Source organism: Photorhabdus sp. HUG-39 (genome assembly GCF_963878365.1).
In the GTDB taxonomy this organism is placed as follows: Bacteria; Pseudomonadota; Gammaproteobacteria; order Enterobacterales; family Enterobacteriaceae; genus Photorhabdus; species Photorhabdus kayaii.
On sequence record NZ_CAWNWY010000015.1, the window covers coordinates 16,549 to 32,757 of the forward strand.

General features: G+C 38.0%; 15 protein-coding genes, 1 tRNA gene and 2 pseudogenes. 12 read left to right on the plus strand and 6 right to left on the minus strand.

Translation table 11 applies throughout. From position 1 onward, the window contains the following. The first annotated feature begins 47 nt into the window (after positions 1-47). Entirely contained in the window at positions 48-731 is a 684-nt protein-coding gene (locus tag AAC155_RS11480; protein WP_113042247.1) for a helix-turn-helix transcriptional regulator, read from the plus strand. Between the two features lie 17 nt (positions 732-748). Beyond that, entirely contained in the window at positions 749-1,417 is a 669-nt protein-coding gene (locus AAC155_RS11485; RefSeq protein WP_113042248.1) for a helix-turn-helix transcriptional regulator, read from the plus strand. On the opposite strand, the gene AAC155_RS11490 is transcribed toward AAC155_RS11485, so the two are convergent. Continuing rightward, positions 1,374-1,634 (minus strand): hypothetical protein, encoded by a 261-nt coding sequence (locus tag AAC155_RS11490; protein ID WP_146748093.1) that lies wholly within the window; start codon positions 1,632-1,634, stop codon positions 1,374-1,376. The genes AAC155_RS11485 and AAC155_RS11490 overlap by 44 nt on opposite strands. Before the next feature lie 390 nt (positions 1,635-2,024). Between AAC155_RS11490 and AAC155_RS11495 the strand changes: the two genes are divergently transcribed. Both AAC155_RS11495 and AAC155_RS11500 read left to right on the plus strand, forming a co-directional pair. Then, positions 2,025-2,291, plus strand: coding sequence for a helix-turn-helix domain-containing protein (locus AAC155_RS11495; protein WP_113042249.1), 267 nt, complete (start codon positions 2,025-2,027; stop codon positions 2,289-2,291). A 59-nt stretch (positions 2,292-2,350) separates the two neighbouring features. Beyond that, entirely contained in the window at positions 2,351-2,494 is a 144-nt protein-coding gene (locus AAC155_RS11500) for a hypothetical protein (RefSeq protein ID WP_158536554.1), read from the plus strand. 37 nt (positions 2,495-2,531) lie between these two features. Here the strand turns inward: AAC155_RS11500 and AAC155_RS11505 are convergent. Continuing rightward, positions 2,532-2,608: transfer RNA gene (locus AAC155_RS11505), tRNA-Asp, on the minus strand. A 129-nt stretch (positions 2,609-2,737) separates the two neighbouring features. Next, entirely contained in the window at positions 2,738-3,484 is a 747-nt protein-coding gene (dnaQ, locus tag AAC155_RS11510) for a DNA polymerase III subunit epsilon (protein WP_113042250.1), read from the minus strand. Between the two features lie 57 nt (positions 3,485-3,541). Between dnaQ and rnhA the strand changes: the two genes are divergently transcribed. Continuing rightward, complete coding sequence (gene rnhA, locus AAC155_RS11515; RefSeq protein ID WP_113042251.1) at positions 3,542-4,012, plus strand: ribonuclease HI; 471 nt, start codon at positions 3,542-3,544, stop codon at positions 4,010-4,012. On the opposite strand, the gene AAC155_RS11520 is transcribed toward rnhA, so the two are convergent. Then, the gene (locus AAC155_RS11520) at positions 4,009-4,725 is read right to left on the minus strand and encodes a class I SAM-dependent methyltransferase (RefSeq protein ID WP_113042252.1); all 717 of its coding nucleotides are present in this window, start codon (positions 4,723-4,725) and stop codon (positions 4,009-4,011) included. The two genes, rnhA and AAC155_RS11520, sit on opposite strands and share 4 nt — an antisense overlap. 32 nt (positions 4,726-4,757) lie before the next feature. Here AAC155_RS11520 and gloB point away from each other — a divergent pair, with 32 nt between their 5' ends. The 3 genes from gloB (at position 4,758) to AAC155_RS11535 (ending at position 8,676) form a co-directional block, all read left to right on the plus strand. Further along, positions 4,758-5,510, plus strand: coding sequence for a hydroxyacylglutathione hydrolase (gene gloB, locus AAC155_RS11525; protein ID WP_113042253.1), 753 nt, complete (start codon positions 4,758-4,760; stop codon positions 5,508-5,510). A 71-nt stretch (positions 5,511-5,581) separates the two neighbouring features. After that, positions 5,582-6,943 (plus strand): murein transglycosylase D, encoded by a 1,362-nt coding sequence (gene mltD, locus AAC155_RS11530; RefSeq protein ID WP_113042254.1) that lies wholly within the window; start codon positions 5,582-5,584, stop codon positions 6,941-6,943. Positions 6,944-7,740: 797 nt separating this feature from the next. Next, complete coding sequence (locus AAC155_RS11535; protein ID WP_113042255.1) at positions 7,741-8,676, plus strand: 2OG-Fe(II) oxygenase family protein; 936 nt, start codon at positions 7,741-7,743, stop codon at positions 8,674-8,676. Positions 8,677-9,060: 384 nt separating this feature from the next. Here the strand turns inward: AAC155_RS11535 and AAC155_RS11540 are convergent, their stop codons facing one another. Both AAC155_RS11540 and AAC155_RS11545 read right to left on the minus strand, forming a co-directional pair. After that, positions 9,061-10,176 carry an MFS transporter gene (locus AAC155_RS11540; protein ID WP_240002836.1) on the minus strand — a complete coding sequence of 372 codons (1,116 nt, stop codon included), beginning with the start codon at positions 10,174-10,176 and terminating at the stop codon, positions 9,061-9,063. 152 nt (positions 10,177-10,328) lie between these two features. Continuing rightward, a pseudogene (locus tag AAC155_RS11545) lies at positions 10,329-11,713 on the minus strand (SLC13 family permease). 1,176 nt (positions 11,714-12,889) lie between these two features. Between AAC155_RS11545 and AAC155_RS11550 the strand changes: the two are divergent. The 4 genes and pseudogenes from AAC155_RS11550 to AAC155_RS11565 form a co-directional block, all read left to right on the plus strand. Then, positions 12,890-13,612: a helix-turn-helix transcriptional regulator gene (locus AAC155_RS11550; protein ID WP_113042256.1), complete on the plus strand. Its 723-nt coding sequence runs from the start codon at positions 12,890-12,892 to the stop codon at positions 13,610-13,612. Between the two features lie 160 nt (positions 13,613-13,772). Further along, complete coding sequence (locus tag AAC155_RS11555) at positions 13,773-14,495, plus strand: helix-turn-helix transcriptional regulator (protein ID WP_113042257.1); 723 nt, start codon at positions 13,773-13,775, stop codon at positions 14,493-14,495. A 300-nt stretch (positions 14,496-14,795) separates the two neighbouring features. Beyond that, complete coding sequence (locus AAC155_RS11560) at positions 14,796-15,518, plus strand: helix-turn-helix transcriptional regulator (protein ID WP_113042258.1); 723 nt, start codon at positions 14,796-14,798, stop codon at positions 15,516-15,518. Positions 15,519-15,678: 160 nt separating this feature from the next. Continuing rightward, positions 15,679-16,209: pseudogene (locus tag AAC155_RS11565) on the plus strand (PAS domain-containing protein); the annotation flags it as partial.

Genomic DNA, 16,209 nt, shown 5'->3' on the forward strand with positions numbered 1-16,209 from the left:
CAAATCTAAAACCCAGATATTTTTCTAATAATGATAGGAATTATGTTGTGATCTATAACAAATTAACCGTATCGCCTCAAATTATTAATCTAATGGAAACCAGTCATGAACCCTGGGGTATAAAAGATCAAAACTCCCGTTTTGTTTATGAAAACAAGGCAATGGCTATGTTGCGCGATCTTCCCCGTGGTTTTAATGTAGAAGGACGTCTAGACAATGATCTACCTTGGGAAGGAGCCGCTTTTGCAGAACAATTTCAGATCCATGACAGAGCAGTAATGCAAGCAGAACAAAGAATCTGTTCATTAGAAACCCATTTATATGGTAAAGAAAAACTACTTTCCTCCTATTTCTTTGAAAAATTTCCCTTTTATAATCGGGATAATCAATGTGTCGGCGTTATTTTTCATGCCTGGAAAGCCGAAGCCTTTTCTCTGACACGCTTTTTTCATGGTAAACTGCCAGCTTCTATCATGTTCCAGCCACCTTCTGAGCTATTTACTCAACGGGAATGGGATGTCATTTTTCTATTTCTACAGAGATATACCAGTAAACAAATCGGTCGAATACTGAATATCTCTTACCGCACGGTAGAAACGCATATGTTACGGATATACAAGAAAATTGGTATTAACTCTGGTCAACAGTTGGATGAATACTGCCGCCTTAATGATTTTGATCTCTATGTTCCTGAGAGATTTTTAAAACCGGGAAGTAAAATGTTTATATAATGTGGTAAATAAAACAGATGAAAACAGCAAATAACATATCAGCACAAATAATAAACACCATAAAAAATAGCCATGACCCTTGGGGAATTAAAGATAAAAGCACTTGCTTTATTTATGAAAATAAAGCAATGGCTATGCTACAAGATATCCCACTTAATTTAAACGTCGAAGGGCGTTTTGATTGTGAATTACCTTGGGCAGGAGCAATCTTTGAAGAGCAATTTCAACGACATGACAGAACTGTCATGCGTTTGGAAAAAAGTATATGCTCATTAGAGACACATAGGTTTGGCAAAGAAAAACATCTTTCTTCCTATTTTTTCGAGAAATTCCCATTTTATAATGAAGATAATGAATGTATTGGCATTATTTTTCATGGACGGAAAGCAGAAGCGCTTGCTTTAAAAGAATTTTTTAATGGGAAGCTACCGCCTTCCATTATGTTTTGTTCTCCCTCAGAACAATTTTCCCAACAAGAATGGGAAATTATTTTTCTATTTCTGGCAAAACACAGCAAAAGGGAAATCAGTGAGAGACTCAATATTCCTTATCAATCGGTAAAAAACCAGATAGAAAAAACATATCAAAAACTAAAAATTAACTCTGATTCTCAATTTGAGGAGTACTGCCGTATGAATAATTTTAACCTTTATATACCAGAGAGATTTTTATTCCCTTATTCATAAAAATCATCTTTATATTCAAGTTATTATAAGGCGACAATATTATATACCCGTCATCTTTCAAGCTGCCTCTTTGTTGGCTGCACTCACTCACCCCGGTCACATCGTTATCTATGCTCCCGGGGATTCGCTCCCTTGCCGTCGCGATGCAACTTGAAATCCATAGGGTATAAAAGCCAACTATAAATATATAAGAAATTTGATTATTACCACGACTCAACCAGATGATATATGGAATAGAATTTCGGGTCGTGGCTTACAAAAAAATAAGCAATTTCACTGCATTTATTATGTGAATACAAAATCATTAATAAATTGTATGAAAAACAGAGTGAAAATATTCGTCGGAAATTATTAGTTATTTAAGTTATTAAACTAATAATATTTTTCAAATAAAATAATAATACTCTTTACATCCAGAAAAAACACCTTCAATATATAGGTCATATTTTGCTATAAAACAATCGATACCATTATTCAGTATTATCTCCGATAGCCAATTCAATTAATCTTCATTGATAATCTGCACCTAATTACTACCAAACAGCAAGACATTGATAATTTATCTATTATCAATGTTTTTCTCACAATTAAAATCTGGAGATTATTTATGGATATTCAAGACTGGCATCCGGCAGATATTATTGCAGCACTGAGAAAACAAGGAACAAATCTTTCAGCCGTTTCCCGAAAAGCCGGATTAGCATCATCAACATTGAGTAATGCATTACATCGCCCGTGGCCGAAGGGAGAAGCATTAATTGCCACTGAATTGGGTTTACATCCATCGGATATTTGGCCATCACGCTATAAACCTGGCAAAGAAAATAAATTCCTAATAAGGATTGCAGAAACAAGCGCTATAGAAAGCTGGTAGCGTCTCTATGCCTTATTTCAATGCAATTTCATCATTGTCTATTATCGAGAGATTACTGAATGATATATACCCAATGGATTTCAAGATGCATCGCGGCGGCAAGGGAGCGAATCCCCGGGAGCATAGATAACGATGTGACCGGGGTGAGTGAGTGCAGCCAACAAAGAGGCAACTTGAAGGATGACGGGTATAAGTACAAATGAAAAAGCCCCGGGCAACTACCCAGGGCTTCGGAATCTTTGGCGGTGCGGACGGGACTCGAACCCGCGACCCCCGGCGTGACAGGCCGGTATTCTAACCGACTGAACTACCGCACCGCGCAGTGTTCTGGTTGAGAACGAGGTGAATATTACGAATCCAAGATCATTCCGTCAATATTTTTTATAACAAAGTGACGCGCCTGATCAACTTTTCACCCAAAAAGGTAATTTATCTGCAATTTTATATTAACTTTGTCCAGAATTCATACGCCATAAACAGCTCCCGCCTTTCTTCTCCACTAAATCCAACCTGGATTCATGTGCCGCAAGCTCTTCATCCGTTGCATAAATAACTTTTAATGCCGTTTGAGACCGGGTAATACGCTGTATTTCAGAAACATTCGCACCACCAGCAACCTCCCCTTCCATTGAAAAGGCAAGAGAAGTCTGCCCGCCTGTCATTATCAAATAGACATCAGACAATATCTCAGCATCGAGTAACGCCCCATGTAAGGTTCGTTTAGAATTGTCTATATCATAACGATCACATAACGCATTAAGGTTATTTCTTTTCCCCGGAAATAACCCTCTTGCAAGTTGTAAGCTATCAGTAATCTTGCAGAAATCCGCAGTTGGCGGAATATCACGATTCAGCTTGCCAAACTCATAATCGATAAAGCCGATATCGAAGGGAGCATTATGGATAATCAATTCAGCGCCGCGAATAAATTCAATAAACTCATCTACAATGTCAGCAAACAGCGGCTTATCCTGCAAAAATTCATCACTGATCCCATGCACTTCAAATGCTTCAGGATCGACCAATCTATCCGGCCGAATGTAGACATGAAAATGGCGACCCGTTAAACGACGGTTAACAAGCTCCACGGCCCCAATTTCAATAATTTCGTGTCCTTCATAGTGAACACCTAATTTATTCATACCAGTCGTTTCGGTATCAAGGACAACTTGTCGTGTAATTACAGTGCTCATAATGCCTTTTTGTGTCAGACTTAGGGTTTTGAATTGAATAAGAAGAGTCTACCAGATATGAGCAAACAGGTAGAAATTTTCACCGATGGATCTTGTCTCGGCAATCCGGGGCCAGGGGGCTACGGTGTATTATTACGTTATCAACAACACGAAAAAACCCTTAGTGAAGGTTTTTATCATACAACAAACAACAGAATGGAGCTCATGGCAGCAATTATTGGCCTGGAAACGCTGACTCGCCCTTGCAAAATTGTCTTAACCACCGACAGCCAATATGTGCGTCAAGGCATTACACAATGGATCCATAACTGGAAAAAACGCGGCTGGCGTAAAGCAGATAAATCTCCTGTCAGCAATGTCGATTTATGGCAGCGTCTCGATCAAGCCATTAGCCACCATGACATTGATTGGCAATGGGTCAAAGGCCACGCCGGACATGATGAAAATGAGCGTTGTGATGAACTGGCCCGTGCCGCAGCAAACTCACCAACAGAAACTGACACGGGATATCTCGAAAATAGAGATTAATTACGCTTTCGGTAACATTTTGTTACGCCAACGGCATTGCCCAATTTAGGTTTTAATCGCGTCACTTTTCTCTGACTTAGTGTTAATGGCAGTGTGCGCTTGCGGGCAATAATCAGACTGACACAGCCTAATACAGACAAGTGCCGATTAGAAAAACCTGTTTCATTTCGCCAGGGCAATACTTGAAAGCTGTCACGATACACCACTTCATAATTAAGCAAGCTCAACCAATCAAGTTGGCGCATCATGGAAAACATCCGGCTGCAATAGGGTTGATGACGCCATAATCCCGGAACTAATTTCCCCAAACCAAGCAGACTCAATGAATTAAAACCACTGATAATAAGCCAACCATCATCAATCATCACCCGGTCAACTTCCCGTAAAAGACGATGGGGATCAGCGCTGTAAGCCAGCATATGACTCAGTAAGCAAGCATCAACAGACTTTTCTTCAAACGGCAGATGGTAAGGATCGCTAATCACCTGCATATTCTTGCCTTCCTTACCTACATTAATCTGATTAAAAATCGGACAGACATGACTGTCAATTTCAGCACTCAAATTACCGACTTTCAACAGATGGAAACCAAATATTTTCGGCCACCAGGGTTGTAATTGGTGCTCCAAAGCGGCACGGTAATACTCCCCCCAAGGTAAATCAGCCCAAGAAGCCGGGGGATTTATATTCTGTATTGTATGTGCAGATTTCATAGCTATAACCCGCTGTTAATAAGAGGTATACAATGGAGCTTATCAGCATTCCGGCCCTTTCAGATAATTACATTTGGTTACTTTGTGATGAGAATAGACATGTTGTAATCGTTGATCCGGCAGAATCACAACCTGTTCTTGATACCTTGGAATCTCGCGGCTGGATACCCGATGCAATTTTACTTACCCATCATCATCACGATCATGTTGGTGGCGTCCCTGGAATTATTGATCAATTCCCTGAGCTACTAGTATACGGCCCAGCAGAAACCCAGAGCAAAGGTGCCACCATGATAGTATGTGGCGGTGATAGCATCAATTTCGGTCATTTTTCTTTCCAGATCATCGATGTTCCAGGCCATACTCTGGGGCACATTGCTTTTTATCAAGCGCCTTATCTCTTTTGTGGGGATACCTTGTTCTCTGGTGGCTGTGGACGTCTCTTTGAAGGCACCGCTGAGCAGATGTATACATCTATCGGAAAAATAGCTGAGCTGCCCGATGATACACTGATCTGTTGCGCCCATGAATATACCGTTTCTAATATGAAATTTGCTTATACTGTTTTACCCAATCAGACTATTAGCGAATATCAGCAAAAAGTAATCAGAATGAGGGAAAATAATCAACCAACAACACCAACCACATTACAAACTGAGAAAAAAATCAATATTTTCTTAAAATGTGATGATATTGATTTACAAAGAAATATTGGAATTACACCCAACACTCAACCGCTTTCCGCCGTTTTCCGTCAACTAAGAAGACAAAAAGATCAATTTTGATTTGGAGAGTTGCTATATCAAACCAAGATAAGTATTATTGGTCGTCTTTTAAGCGACCATAAAAATTAATTATGAAGACAAAAGCGATTCTGTTCGCATCTGTCTTGCTGGTTGGCTGTCAATCAGGGCCTGATTGGTCGACGACAGCCGGACAACGGGCACAGAATTCGTCTTCAGCGAGTCTAAAGACAGGCAAGATAGCAACTGATGATACCAATCAGCGTGCTGCCTACTGGGGAGAGGATGATTCTGGCGCTCAGCGTGAGCTGTGGGGATACATCCGTGATGAGTTGAAGATGAAGATCCCTGATAACTACAGGGTACGTGAACAACGAAATTATTACCTGAAAAACAAGAGCTATCTCCACGATGTAACTTTACGGGCTGAACCGTATATGTACTGGATAGTCAGGCAGATCAAGCAGCGCGATATGCCGATGGAACTGATACTGGTACCCATAGTGGAGAGTGCTTTTAACCCGCATGCTACCTCACACGCTAAGGCCGCTGGTCTGTGGCAGATTATCCCGGATACGGGTCGCAATTACGGTCTTACTCAGGATAAATGGTACGACGCACGTCGGGATGTTGCCGCATCAACAACTGCCGCCCTGAATCTGTTACAACGCCTGAATAAAATGTTCAATGGTGACTGGTTATTGACTATTGCTGCATATAACAGCGGCGAAGGCCGTGTTATGCGCGCAATAAAAGAAAACCAAGTAAAAGGCAAGCCAACGGATTTCTGGTCATTATCACTACCACGGGAGACCTCGCTCTATGTACCTAAAGTTCTGGCACTCAGTGATGTCATCCGTAACAGTGATAAATATGGCATTACGCTGCCAAAATCCAATAATCAGCGGGCGCTTGATCAGGTTGATGTCGGTCAACAAATCACGCTGTCTCAAGCCGCAGAACTGGCGGGCATGTCCCTGACATCAATTAAAGCCTACAACCCTGGGTATAAGCGAGGAGTGACATCGCCGAACGGTCCACATTACATCATGCTGCCAAAGGCAAAAGTTGATCAGTTTAAAAACTCGCTGGCAAATAAAACAGTTCTGAGCAATATTCGTCAAGAAGTTGCTAAAAACAACCGCCGACTGAGTAAACAAAGCCAATATAAAGTTCGTTCAGGTGATACATTATCTGCTATTGCAAAGCGGTTTAATGTTTCCACCCGTGAATTGCAACGCATGAATAATCTGAGAACCGCCAGATTGTTAAAAATTGGACAAATATTAAGGGTAAATAATGACAATGTTATTATTTACCGTGTACGCCAAGGCGACTCAATTGCCAGTATTGCTAAACGCCATGGTATCAACATTAAGGATTTAATGAACTGGAACGATGGTATAAAAACAACAGATATCAAGCCAGGAATTGAACTAACGCTTTATATCAATGAATATTATGATGAAGCATAAAACTTTTCCTGCAACTATTTGTTGTTAAATAAATATAATAGACGGCCCTCTCTTAGGGCCATTTCCCCTATTAAGTAAAATAAAACGAATCGATGAAAATCACATAACCAATTGATAAATATAATATTAAACCATTAAAATCGGATTAATTATCAATATCGCCATGATGTTAAACATGCTATTTAAGCAATAGCATTTAAATAATATATACCCTATGGATTTCAAGATGCATCGCGACGGCAAGGGAGCGAATCCCCGGGAGCATAGATAACTATGTGACCGGGGTGAGAGAGCGCAGCCAACAAAGAGGCAACTTGAAAGATAACGGGTATACAATATAATCACGATAAAATATTAATTACAGGACTTAATGAGAGTTATAAAAATATCATTGGTAAACTATCACATTTAATAACAAATAATAAAAGCAATAAAACATCATCAAGTAATTTATAAAACTTTCATATTAACAATCGATTAAAAAAACATGACTCTATTATCGCTATTTATATTTTCATTATTTTTCATATATAAGCCATCAAATTCTTGTAATATTCAAAAAGTCAGCTAGGATAGTTAGTGACCAATATTAATTACTTTGCCGAATAGTTACTTAGGATTTTAATCAATAAACTTGTTGATATAATTATCCAAATTCTAATAAAACGAAAAAAAAAGATTAATACACTATAAGAAAACAATATAAGAATAAGCACCAAATGTAATATCGGCAATATACATTCCCGAGATACAAAAAATAAACAAAAGTTCTGTTACCACAACTAAGGACTATCATTATGACAACATCATCAACAACGCGAGCGCCAGTGAAACTACCACCAATGCCATCGGAAAGCGAAGCCTCAAAAACATATAAATCAGCAGACATGGCTCGCTCCTATCTAGAAGGAGATAACCTCATTTTTACTGACAACGACGGCTTTAATCGAGCCCTCCGGGAGGGTTTTTTCCTTCTGAAAGCACCACCATATATGGATTTTGAATATGGTGATCGATTTGCATACCACTTCTTTGAACCCGCCACAGAAGGTGACCTTCGACCCTATACGGGATTCAAATCATATACTTTTTCCAACGAATACGAAGGTTATTTCAACAGAGAACATGATCAATGGGAACAGTTCCGCCTTGAACGGGAACATTGGCACCTCATGCCATCAGAGGTCGCGACACTAGGTCATCATATGGCACACGTCGGTATATGTGTACTACGTTCCGTGTTAACTTATATTGGCATTCCTCGTCGTGACTGGGAACTCATTACTAATGGTATTTCAGAAGGGCTAAGAAACCAGATGTTATCGTTTAACCACTTCCGATCAGAGAAAGCCACCCGAGGCTCTAAATTTCATCGGGATTCAGGATGGGTGACAGTTTTAAGATCAACTGAACGTGGCCTTCTTGCCTATATAAATGATGAGCTTTTAGCTATTGATCCTGTTCCAGGATACCTAATAATTAACTTTGGTAGTTCGATCGAAGTGCTGACAGAAAATTTAACCCCGAATGTTCGAGCCAATATACATGGCGTTGCTCGCACAGAAAGAAATAGGCAACACGACAGAATGTCGTATGTCATGTTTTTAGTTAGCGATCTGGCTGGTAATGTCTACAAATATGGTCCCAGCGGCCCCATCAAAGTTCAATCCGTTAAAGAGTTTGTTATCCAGGAAGCGAGTCGAACATACGATGATGATAATGACACTTTGTAGATATTCTTACTGCCTATCTCAATAGGGCTATTTTATTTGCCCTCCTTTGCCATAAAGAGCGAACCTGGGCAGTGCTCAAAATCCTCACGTACTACGTGTACGCTCCGGTTTTTCCGCGCTGTCCGTGTTCACTGTTCATTGATAAGAATGGCCTGCAACAATTACGCCTATTGAGATAGGCTCTTAGCACAATAAATCAAGGTTATAACGAAGATTTGATCTGACAGATACCTTTATATCGGTGTCTGTCATATCGATTCAAAACTAATTCGGATAAAATTTTTTGAAAGAATTTAATAATAATTGCTATTGCTGGAATTAAACTTTCTAAAATTGTGTTTTTTGTTCACTGGGTTCCCACAATAGTAAAAGGGTAAAACGGTATCATGACGTGAATTTACGATTTATTAAAACAACCATAATTACGGTTAAAAAAATACCTACAAATGTTGTAAAAAAAACGATGCTTATGGAAAAAAAATAAGATATTGCGGAACCTATCAAAGGGCCAATAAACATGGAAAAACCAACAGAAATTGACGTTAAGCCAAATATTTTAGCCGAGTTATCATTAGTTGCGAATTTCTGCATATAAATGGTAACAATAATATTATTCATCGACGATCCTACTCCTATTATTGCCATTGCTAAAAATATAAAAAATAAATTGATTTTATCAGGAAATAAATTGTTAAATTGATTTGTTATTCCTATTAAAAGATACCCCGTTCCCCACAAAAAGAATGAAAATAACATAATATTTAAAGATATGTTAATTCTATACTTTCCAAATACTAAACCAATTAAAACACCTGAAACACCAGAAAGACACATAGCAAAACTATAATGACTGCCATTTAATCCCTGCTCCATAAAGCTAAGAGCTATTAAGCTATCTGATAGATAGCCAAAACAAGTTAAAGTGGAAATAACAATAAATGAAAACAATATTTTATTGTCTTTCATTATATTAAAGTAATTAATTAGTGATATCTTGTTTTTTTTGCGATTAACATTGATCAACGGTTCTGAAACAAAAATATATAAGACTGCTGAAATAAAATAAAGGATTGATATTAAAATAAGAATCTGTTTTGTTGAGTAATAAATGAGAACAAAACCTAAAAATAACGGGGCCAACATTTTATATATTTGAAATAAAACCTGCCAATAACTAAAGTTTTTTTCAAATTGATTGGTTGATATGTTTTTTAATATTTTAAAATTAGAAGGTCCTAAAAATAAACGAAGGATGTTTTTAATAAAAGAATAAAGAATATATATATTAATGTCATCAATATTGTATTGAAAAGTGGTAATAACACCGCAAAGTACCGTCGTTTTGGCAATACGAGCAGGCCCTAATAAAGGTATGGTTCTGGCCTTTGCAGAAACATTCAATAATCTGGGGATTTTGTGCTTAGTGCCATTAGCCACTATCGGGTTAGTCGCAGGAAGTTCAAGCACAGCAATGGCCGTGCTATTCGTCGGATTGGTCATCGGTCTTACATTGACAATATTAGATTGCTGGCTGACGCGCTCGGCAAATCCTTCTCTATGAATCTTCGCCCTCTGGCTTTATTTCCCCACCATATATTTGATGGGGATATTGAATAGTTATTGTATCCAGAGGGACATGAGTAAATTTTCAGTTACAGCCAGAATAACCAAGCAAACAGAGAGATGATAGCGATACTGGCAATATTCAGCACTATACCCACTCTGACCATTTCAGTCTGTTTAATATGACCGGAGCTGAAAACAATCGCATTAGGTGGTGTGGCAACCGGCAACATAAAAGCACAGGATGCCCCAAATCCGATAATAAGCGTCAGCGTCATTACCGGCATCCCCAACGCTTCCGCAACGGTTGCGAATATCGGTACTAGCAAAGCAGCGCTGGCTGTATTACTGGTAAATTCAGTCAGGAAGATAATAAACGCAGCTACCGCAACAATAATCACAAACCAGTGGCTTGCGCCAAAAGTAGCGGCATACCATTCGCCATGATTTCACTAGCACCTGAGTTTTTCAAAATAGCGCTTAAAGTCAGACCACCGCCAAACAGTATCAACACACCCCACTCGGTATTATTCTGAATCTGCGACCAACTCGCCCCCCCCGTTATACCAATCAGAACAGCAGCACTGACAGCAATAATGGTATCCAGATCTTTCACTCCCCCTAAGGCAGAACTGATAACCGAGCTAAATATCCAGCAAAATACGGTTAATAGGAAGATCAGCATGGTCATCAGACGCTTGCCAGTCCAATCCAGTTTTTCCAGCTTCATGTCGAATTTATGATTCAAATTCGGGCGCAGCATCAGATACATAACACCCACCATCATTGGCAGCAGAATAACCACCAACGGAACCCCAAACTTCATCCAATTGAAGAAATCGATACCCAGTTGCGCCGCTGCAATCGCGTTTGGCGGGCTTCCCACCAAAGTACCTAAGCCACCGATACTTGCACTATAAGCTACACCCAACAGCACAAATACAAACGTATGGCGTTCAGAACGTGCATCCAGATTAGACAAAATACCCAAGACTAATGGCAGCATCATCGCGGCAGTCGCTGTGTTACTGATCCACATGGAAAGGCCCGCCGTCACACCAAACAACAACATCACCGCTACAGACAAACGTCCACGGGCAATCATCAGCAGACGGTTAGCAATCAGTCTGTCCAATCCTTGGATGTGGAGTGCAGTTGCCAGAGCAAAGCCACCAAAAAACAGGAAGATGATGGGATTAGCAAAAGATTTCAGCGCATCTCCCGTATTCATCAATCCCATACCAACGGCCAGAATTGGAATACATAATGCAGTAATAGTGACGTGAATAGCTTCGGTAAGCCACAGCACGCCAACAAATACCATTAGTGCTAAACCTGCATTAGCTTTTTCACCAAACGGTAACGTATTAAGTAGAATAAATAGTAATGCGATATCAGCAGCCAGAATAATTAAGCCTTTTTTATTCGAAAAATTTGGCCTTATAGCTGTGGTTAAAGATTCAGAAACATCCATGGTGACTCCATTAGCGCCGGTGATATCTGATCCACCATTGCTACAATTGTTAAAAAAATACAAGGCGTGTGAATATAAGAAGTCTTCTCTGGGAAGCAAATGCAGTTCTTTAAATTTTGGGATCTAAAGCGCGATAACTAGCCGATTAAATCATAACAGATGGCATTTTATACAAATTTTTGTTGTTACATCACATTATTACATCTTTATAGGTATAGGAAATCGCTATGTTTTATGAAAGTTTTTTGGGCACAAAAACAGGAGAACTTTCCCTCTTCCAAGCTATTGACAAACCCATTTAAAAAACTAGGGGGATGTTTTCGAATCAACGATGATTAAAAATCTGGCGAATTAATTTACCAGAAAGGTTATAGATTTGACGGGTATTTAAACATTAACAAGGCTATTTTTTTCATTTTTCACCGATAGCTTTATGATGGTAGGTTTTAAATTGTTATTAAAAGCTACTATTTAAATTTCTGGTTTTAATCGTACAAAGTTTTAACCGTTTTTTAAAACCCAATGGTCTTTTTCGTTTCCTGAATAATATTTAATTTAACCGTTTTCATTAAACTAACACTTAGTTTTTCCTTCTTATATTTTTAGATTTAAAACTAAAGAGGGTAACAGGTATGCTAACGATTTTAAAACACCCCTCATTCCTTTAATCATTTCTAATGTGATTAAATAAAATTTTTTATTCCTTTTTTCGCAGCTAATCGGGTTAACCCTGTTAAATGTTTTGACTTCTGTTATTAGATTAATGCTGTCTATACCCGTTATCTTTCAAATGGCACTAAAAGCGATCATCCACATTATTTAACCTAAGAGAATAGGACCACGAGCTATAAAATTATTTTACTGCTCGGTTATAAACAAGAGCGAAAATCAATACACACGTCAGATTTTCACACTTAATTAAACCAATTACATGAACAGCGAATTTTTTCACATTCCATATTGTAATTCTTCATTAAAAAAATAATTACTCATTGCGTCGTAAAAGTGATAACCTTACATCGAAGTTTTTACAGTTTTACAGTTTTACAGTTTTACAGTTTTACAGTTTTACAGTTTTACAGTTTTACAGTTTTACAGTTTTACAGTTTTACAGTTTTACAGTTTTACAGTTTTACAGTTTTACAGTTTTACAGTTTAATCATGATGGGTGAAATTATGAAAGATAAAACTATGAGTTTCTCTGTGAATAAAGATCTGGATGTTCATTCAAAAAGCTTTGATGCCTTCATCTCATATATGGAAAACAGCAACGATTTTTGGGCTATAAAAGACAACGAACATCGATTCGTCTATGCCAATGATACTATGCTTTATTACAGCGGTCTTCCTAAGGGTTTTAGCATAGAAGGGAGGCTTGTTAGTGAGTGTCCAGCTCCGTGGTCTGAGCTTGAAGATATTGTACATGCTAGTGATGGCAATGTAATGACGACTCAAAAGACTATTCCGGTATTAAACACCTTCACTTACGGCGGGAGAGAAAAAATAATCCAACCATTTTTGGTCGATGTTACACCACTAATGAAGGATGGAGAATGTATTGGGGTTGTGGGGCACGGTAGAAAACTTGAAATTTATTCCATGTATCATTTTGAAAACAACAGGCATCCTGAATCATTATCATTTGGCAACCCAACTGAGATTTTTACAGATAGAGAATTCGATATAGTATTTTTTGCTTTGCAATCATTAAGCGCTAAAGATATAGCGAGAAAATTAAGTATTACCTATAGAACGGTACAAAGCAGGCTACATGTCATTTACCAGAAAATAGGGATAAATTCATTAAGCCAGTTAAAAGAATATTGCAGGGGTAAAGGATATAATAACTATGCTCCTACCCGATTTATTAACCCTAATCCCTTTATACCTCTGGCATAACAATGAACCACATCGTTATTATCACTATGCCATTAGGGTTCTGCCAAGCAGAACCTTATGCTCCTGCCAAAACTCACTCAGCAGCGCGAAGGGTGATTTTACGGGATACCTCACATGGAGGTTATCACAGTTTTACAGTTCAATTATAATAGGTGAAATTATGAAAGATAACACTATGAGTTTCTCTGTAAACAAAGATTTGGATGTTCATTCAAAAAGCTTTGACGCCTTTATATCATATATGGAAAACAGCAACGATTTTTGGGCTATAAAAGACAAGGAACATCGATTCATCTATGCCAATGATACAATGATTTATTACAGCGGTCTTCCTAAAGGTTTTAATATAGAAGGGAGGCTTGATGGTGAGTGTCCAGCACCGTGGTCTGAGTTTGAAAATATTATACAAGCTAGTTGTGATGTTGTAATGACGAGTCAAAAAACCATTCCAGTATTAAACACCTTGACTTATGGTGGGAAACAAAAAATGATCCAACCATTTCTGACCAATGTTACACCGCTAATGAAGGATGGAGAATGCATTGGCATTGTTGGACACGGCAAAAAACTTGAAATTTACTCCATGTATCATTTTGAAAATAACATTCATCCAGAGTCATTAACTTTTGGCAAACCAACTGATTTATTTACCGACAGAGAGTTCGATATAGTATTTTTTGCATTGCAATCGCTAAGCGCTAAAGACATAGCTAGAAAATTAGGTATCACCTATAGAACGGTACAAAGTAGGTTACAATTTATTTACCAAAAAATAGGGATAAATTCATTAAGCCAGTTAAAAGAATATTGCAGGGGTAAGGGATATGATAACTACGCTCCTACCCGATTTATTAACCCTAATCCCTATATACCTCTAGTATAACAATGAACCACACCGTTATCGTCATTATGCTATTAGGGTTCTGCTTGGCAGAACCTTAAGCCTTGTTTCTCTCACATTCCATCCAGCATATTGCAATTATTCATTAAGAACATAATTACTAATAAAAATTTTACACAATATAGAATATTAGCATATTGAAGGTGATTATAGAAACTGCTCCTCTGTAAAATCATCCGCACCAAATAGGTGCCAAAAACTCATAAATATAATTATCCATTGTGTTGTAAAAGTGATAATTTTACATGGGAGTTTTTACAATTTAATCATATAGGTGAAATTATGAAAGATAACACGATGAGTTTCTCTGTAAACAAGGATCTGGATGTTCATTCAAAAAGCTTTGACGCCTTTATATCATATATGGAAAACAGCAATGATATTTGGGCTATAAAAGACAAGGAACATCGATTCATCTATGCCAATGATACAATGATTTATTACAGCGGTCTTCCTAAAGGTTTTAATATAGAAGGGAGGCTTGATGGTGAGTGTCCAGCACCGTGGTCTGAGTTTGAAAATATTATACAAGCTAGTTGTGATGTTGTAATGACGAGTCAAAAAACCATTCCAGTATTAAACACCTTGACTTATGGTGGGAAACAAAAAATGATCCAACCATTTCTGACCAATGTTACACCGCTAATGAAGGATGGAGAATGCATTGGCATTGTTGGACACGGCAAAAAACTTGAAATTTACTCCATGTATCATTTTGAAAATAACATTCATCCAGAGTCATTAACTTTTGGCAAACCAACTGATTTATTTACCGACAGAGAGTTCGATATAGTATTTTTTGCATTGCAATCGCTAAGCGCTAAAGACATAGCTAGAAAATTAGGTATCACCTATAGAACGGTACAAAGTAGGTTACAATTTATTTACCAAAAAATAGGGATAAATTCATTAAGCCAGTTAAAAGAATATTGCAGGGGTAAGGGGTATGATAACTATGCTCCTACCCGATTTATTAACACGAATCCCTATATAACTCTGGCATAACAATGCACAGCATCACTGTCGTTACTATGTCATTAGGGTTCTGCCAAGCAGAACCTTATGCTCCGCCCAAAACTCACTCAGCAGCGCGAAGGGTGATTTTACGGGATACCTCACATGGAGGTTATCACAGTTTTATAGTTCAATCATGATAGGTGAAATTATGAAAGATAACACGATGAGTTTCTCTGTAAATAAAGATCTGGATGTTTATTCAAAAAGCTTTGATGCTTTCATATCGTATATGGAAAACTGTAATGAGTTCTGGTATATAAAAGATAAGGAATCGAGATTTATCTATATGAATGATTACGGACTTCATCATAGCGGACTACCCAAAGGGTTTAATGTTGAAGGTAAACTGGATAGTGAGTGTCCGGTTTATTGGTCTGAGATTGCTGATATTATTCAATCTAATGATCGTAGAGTGATGGAGGAAAAAAAAAGTCATTCCTACTTTGATTACATTTATGTATGGCGGTAGGGATAAAATTATTCAACCATTTATGGCGGACGTCACGCCTTTGATAAAAGATGGAGAGTCGATTGGCGTAGTAGGCAGAGCTAAAAAGCTAGAAATTTTTTCAATGTATCATATGGAAATTAATAAACCTCCTGAATCATTATCATTTGGCAATCCAACTGATTTATTTACTGATAGAGAGTTCGATATAGTATTTTTTGCTTTGCAATC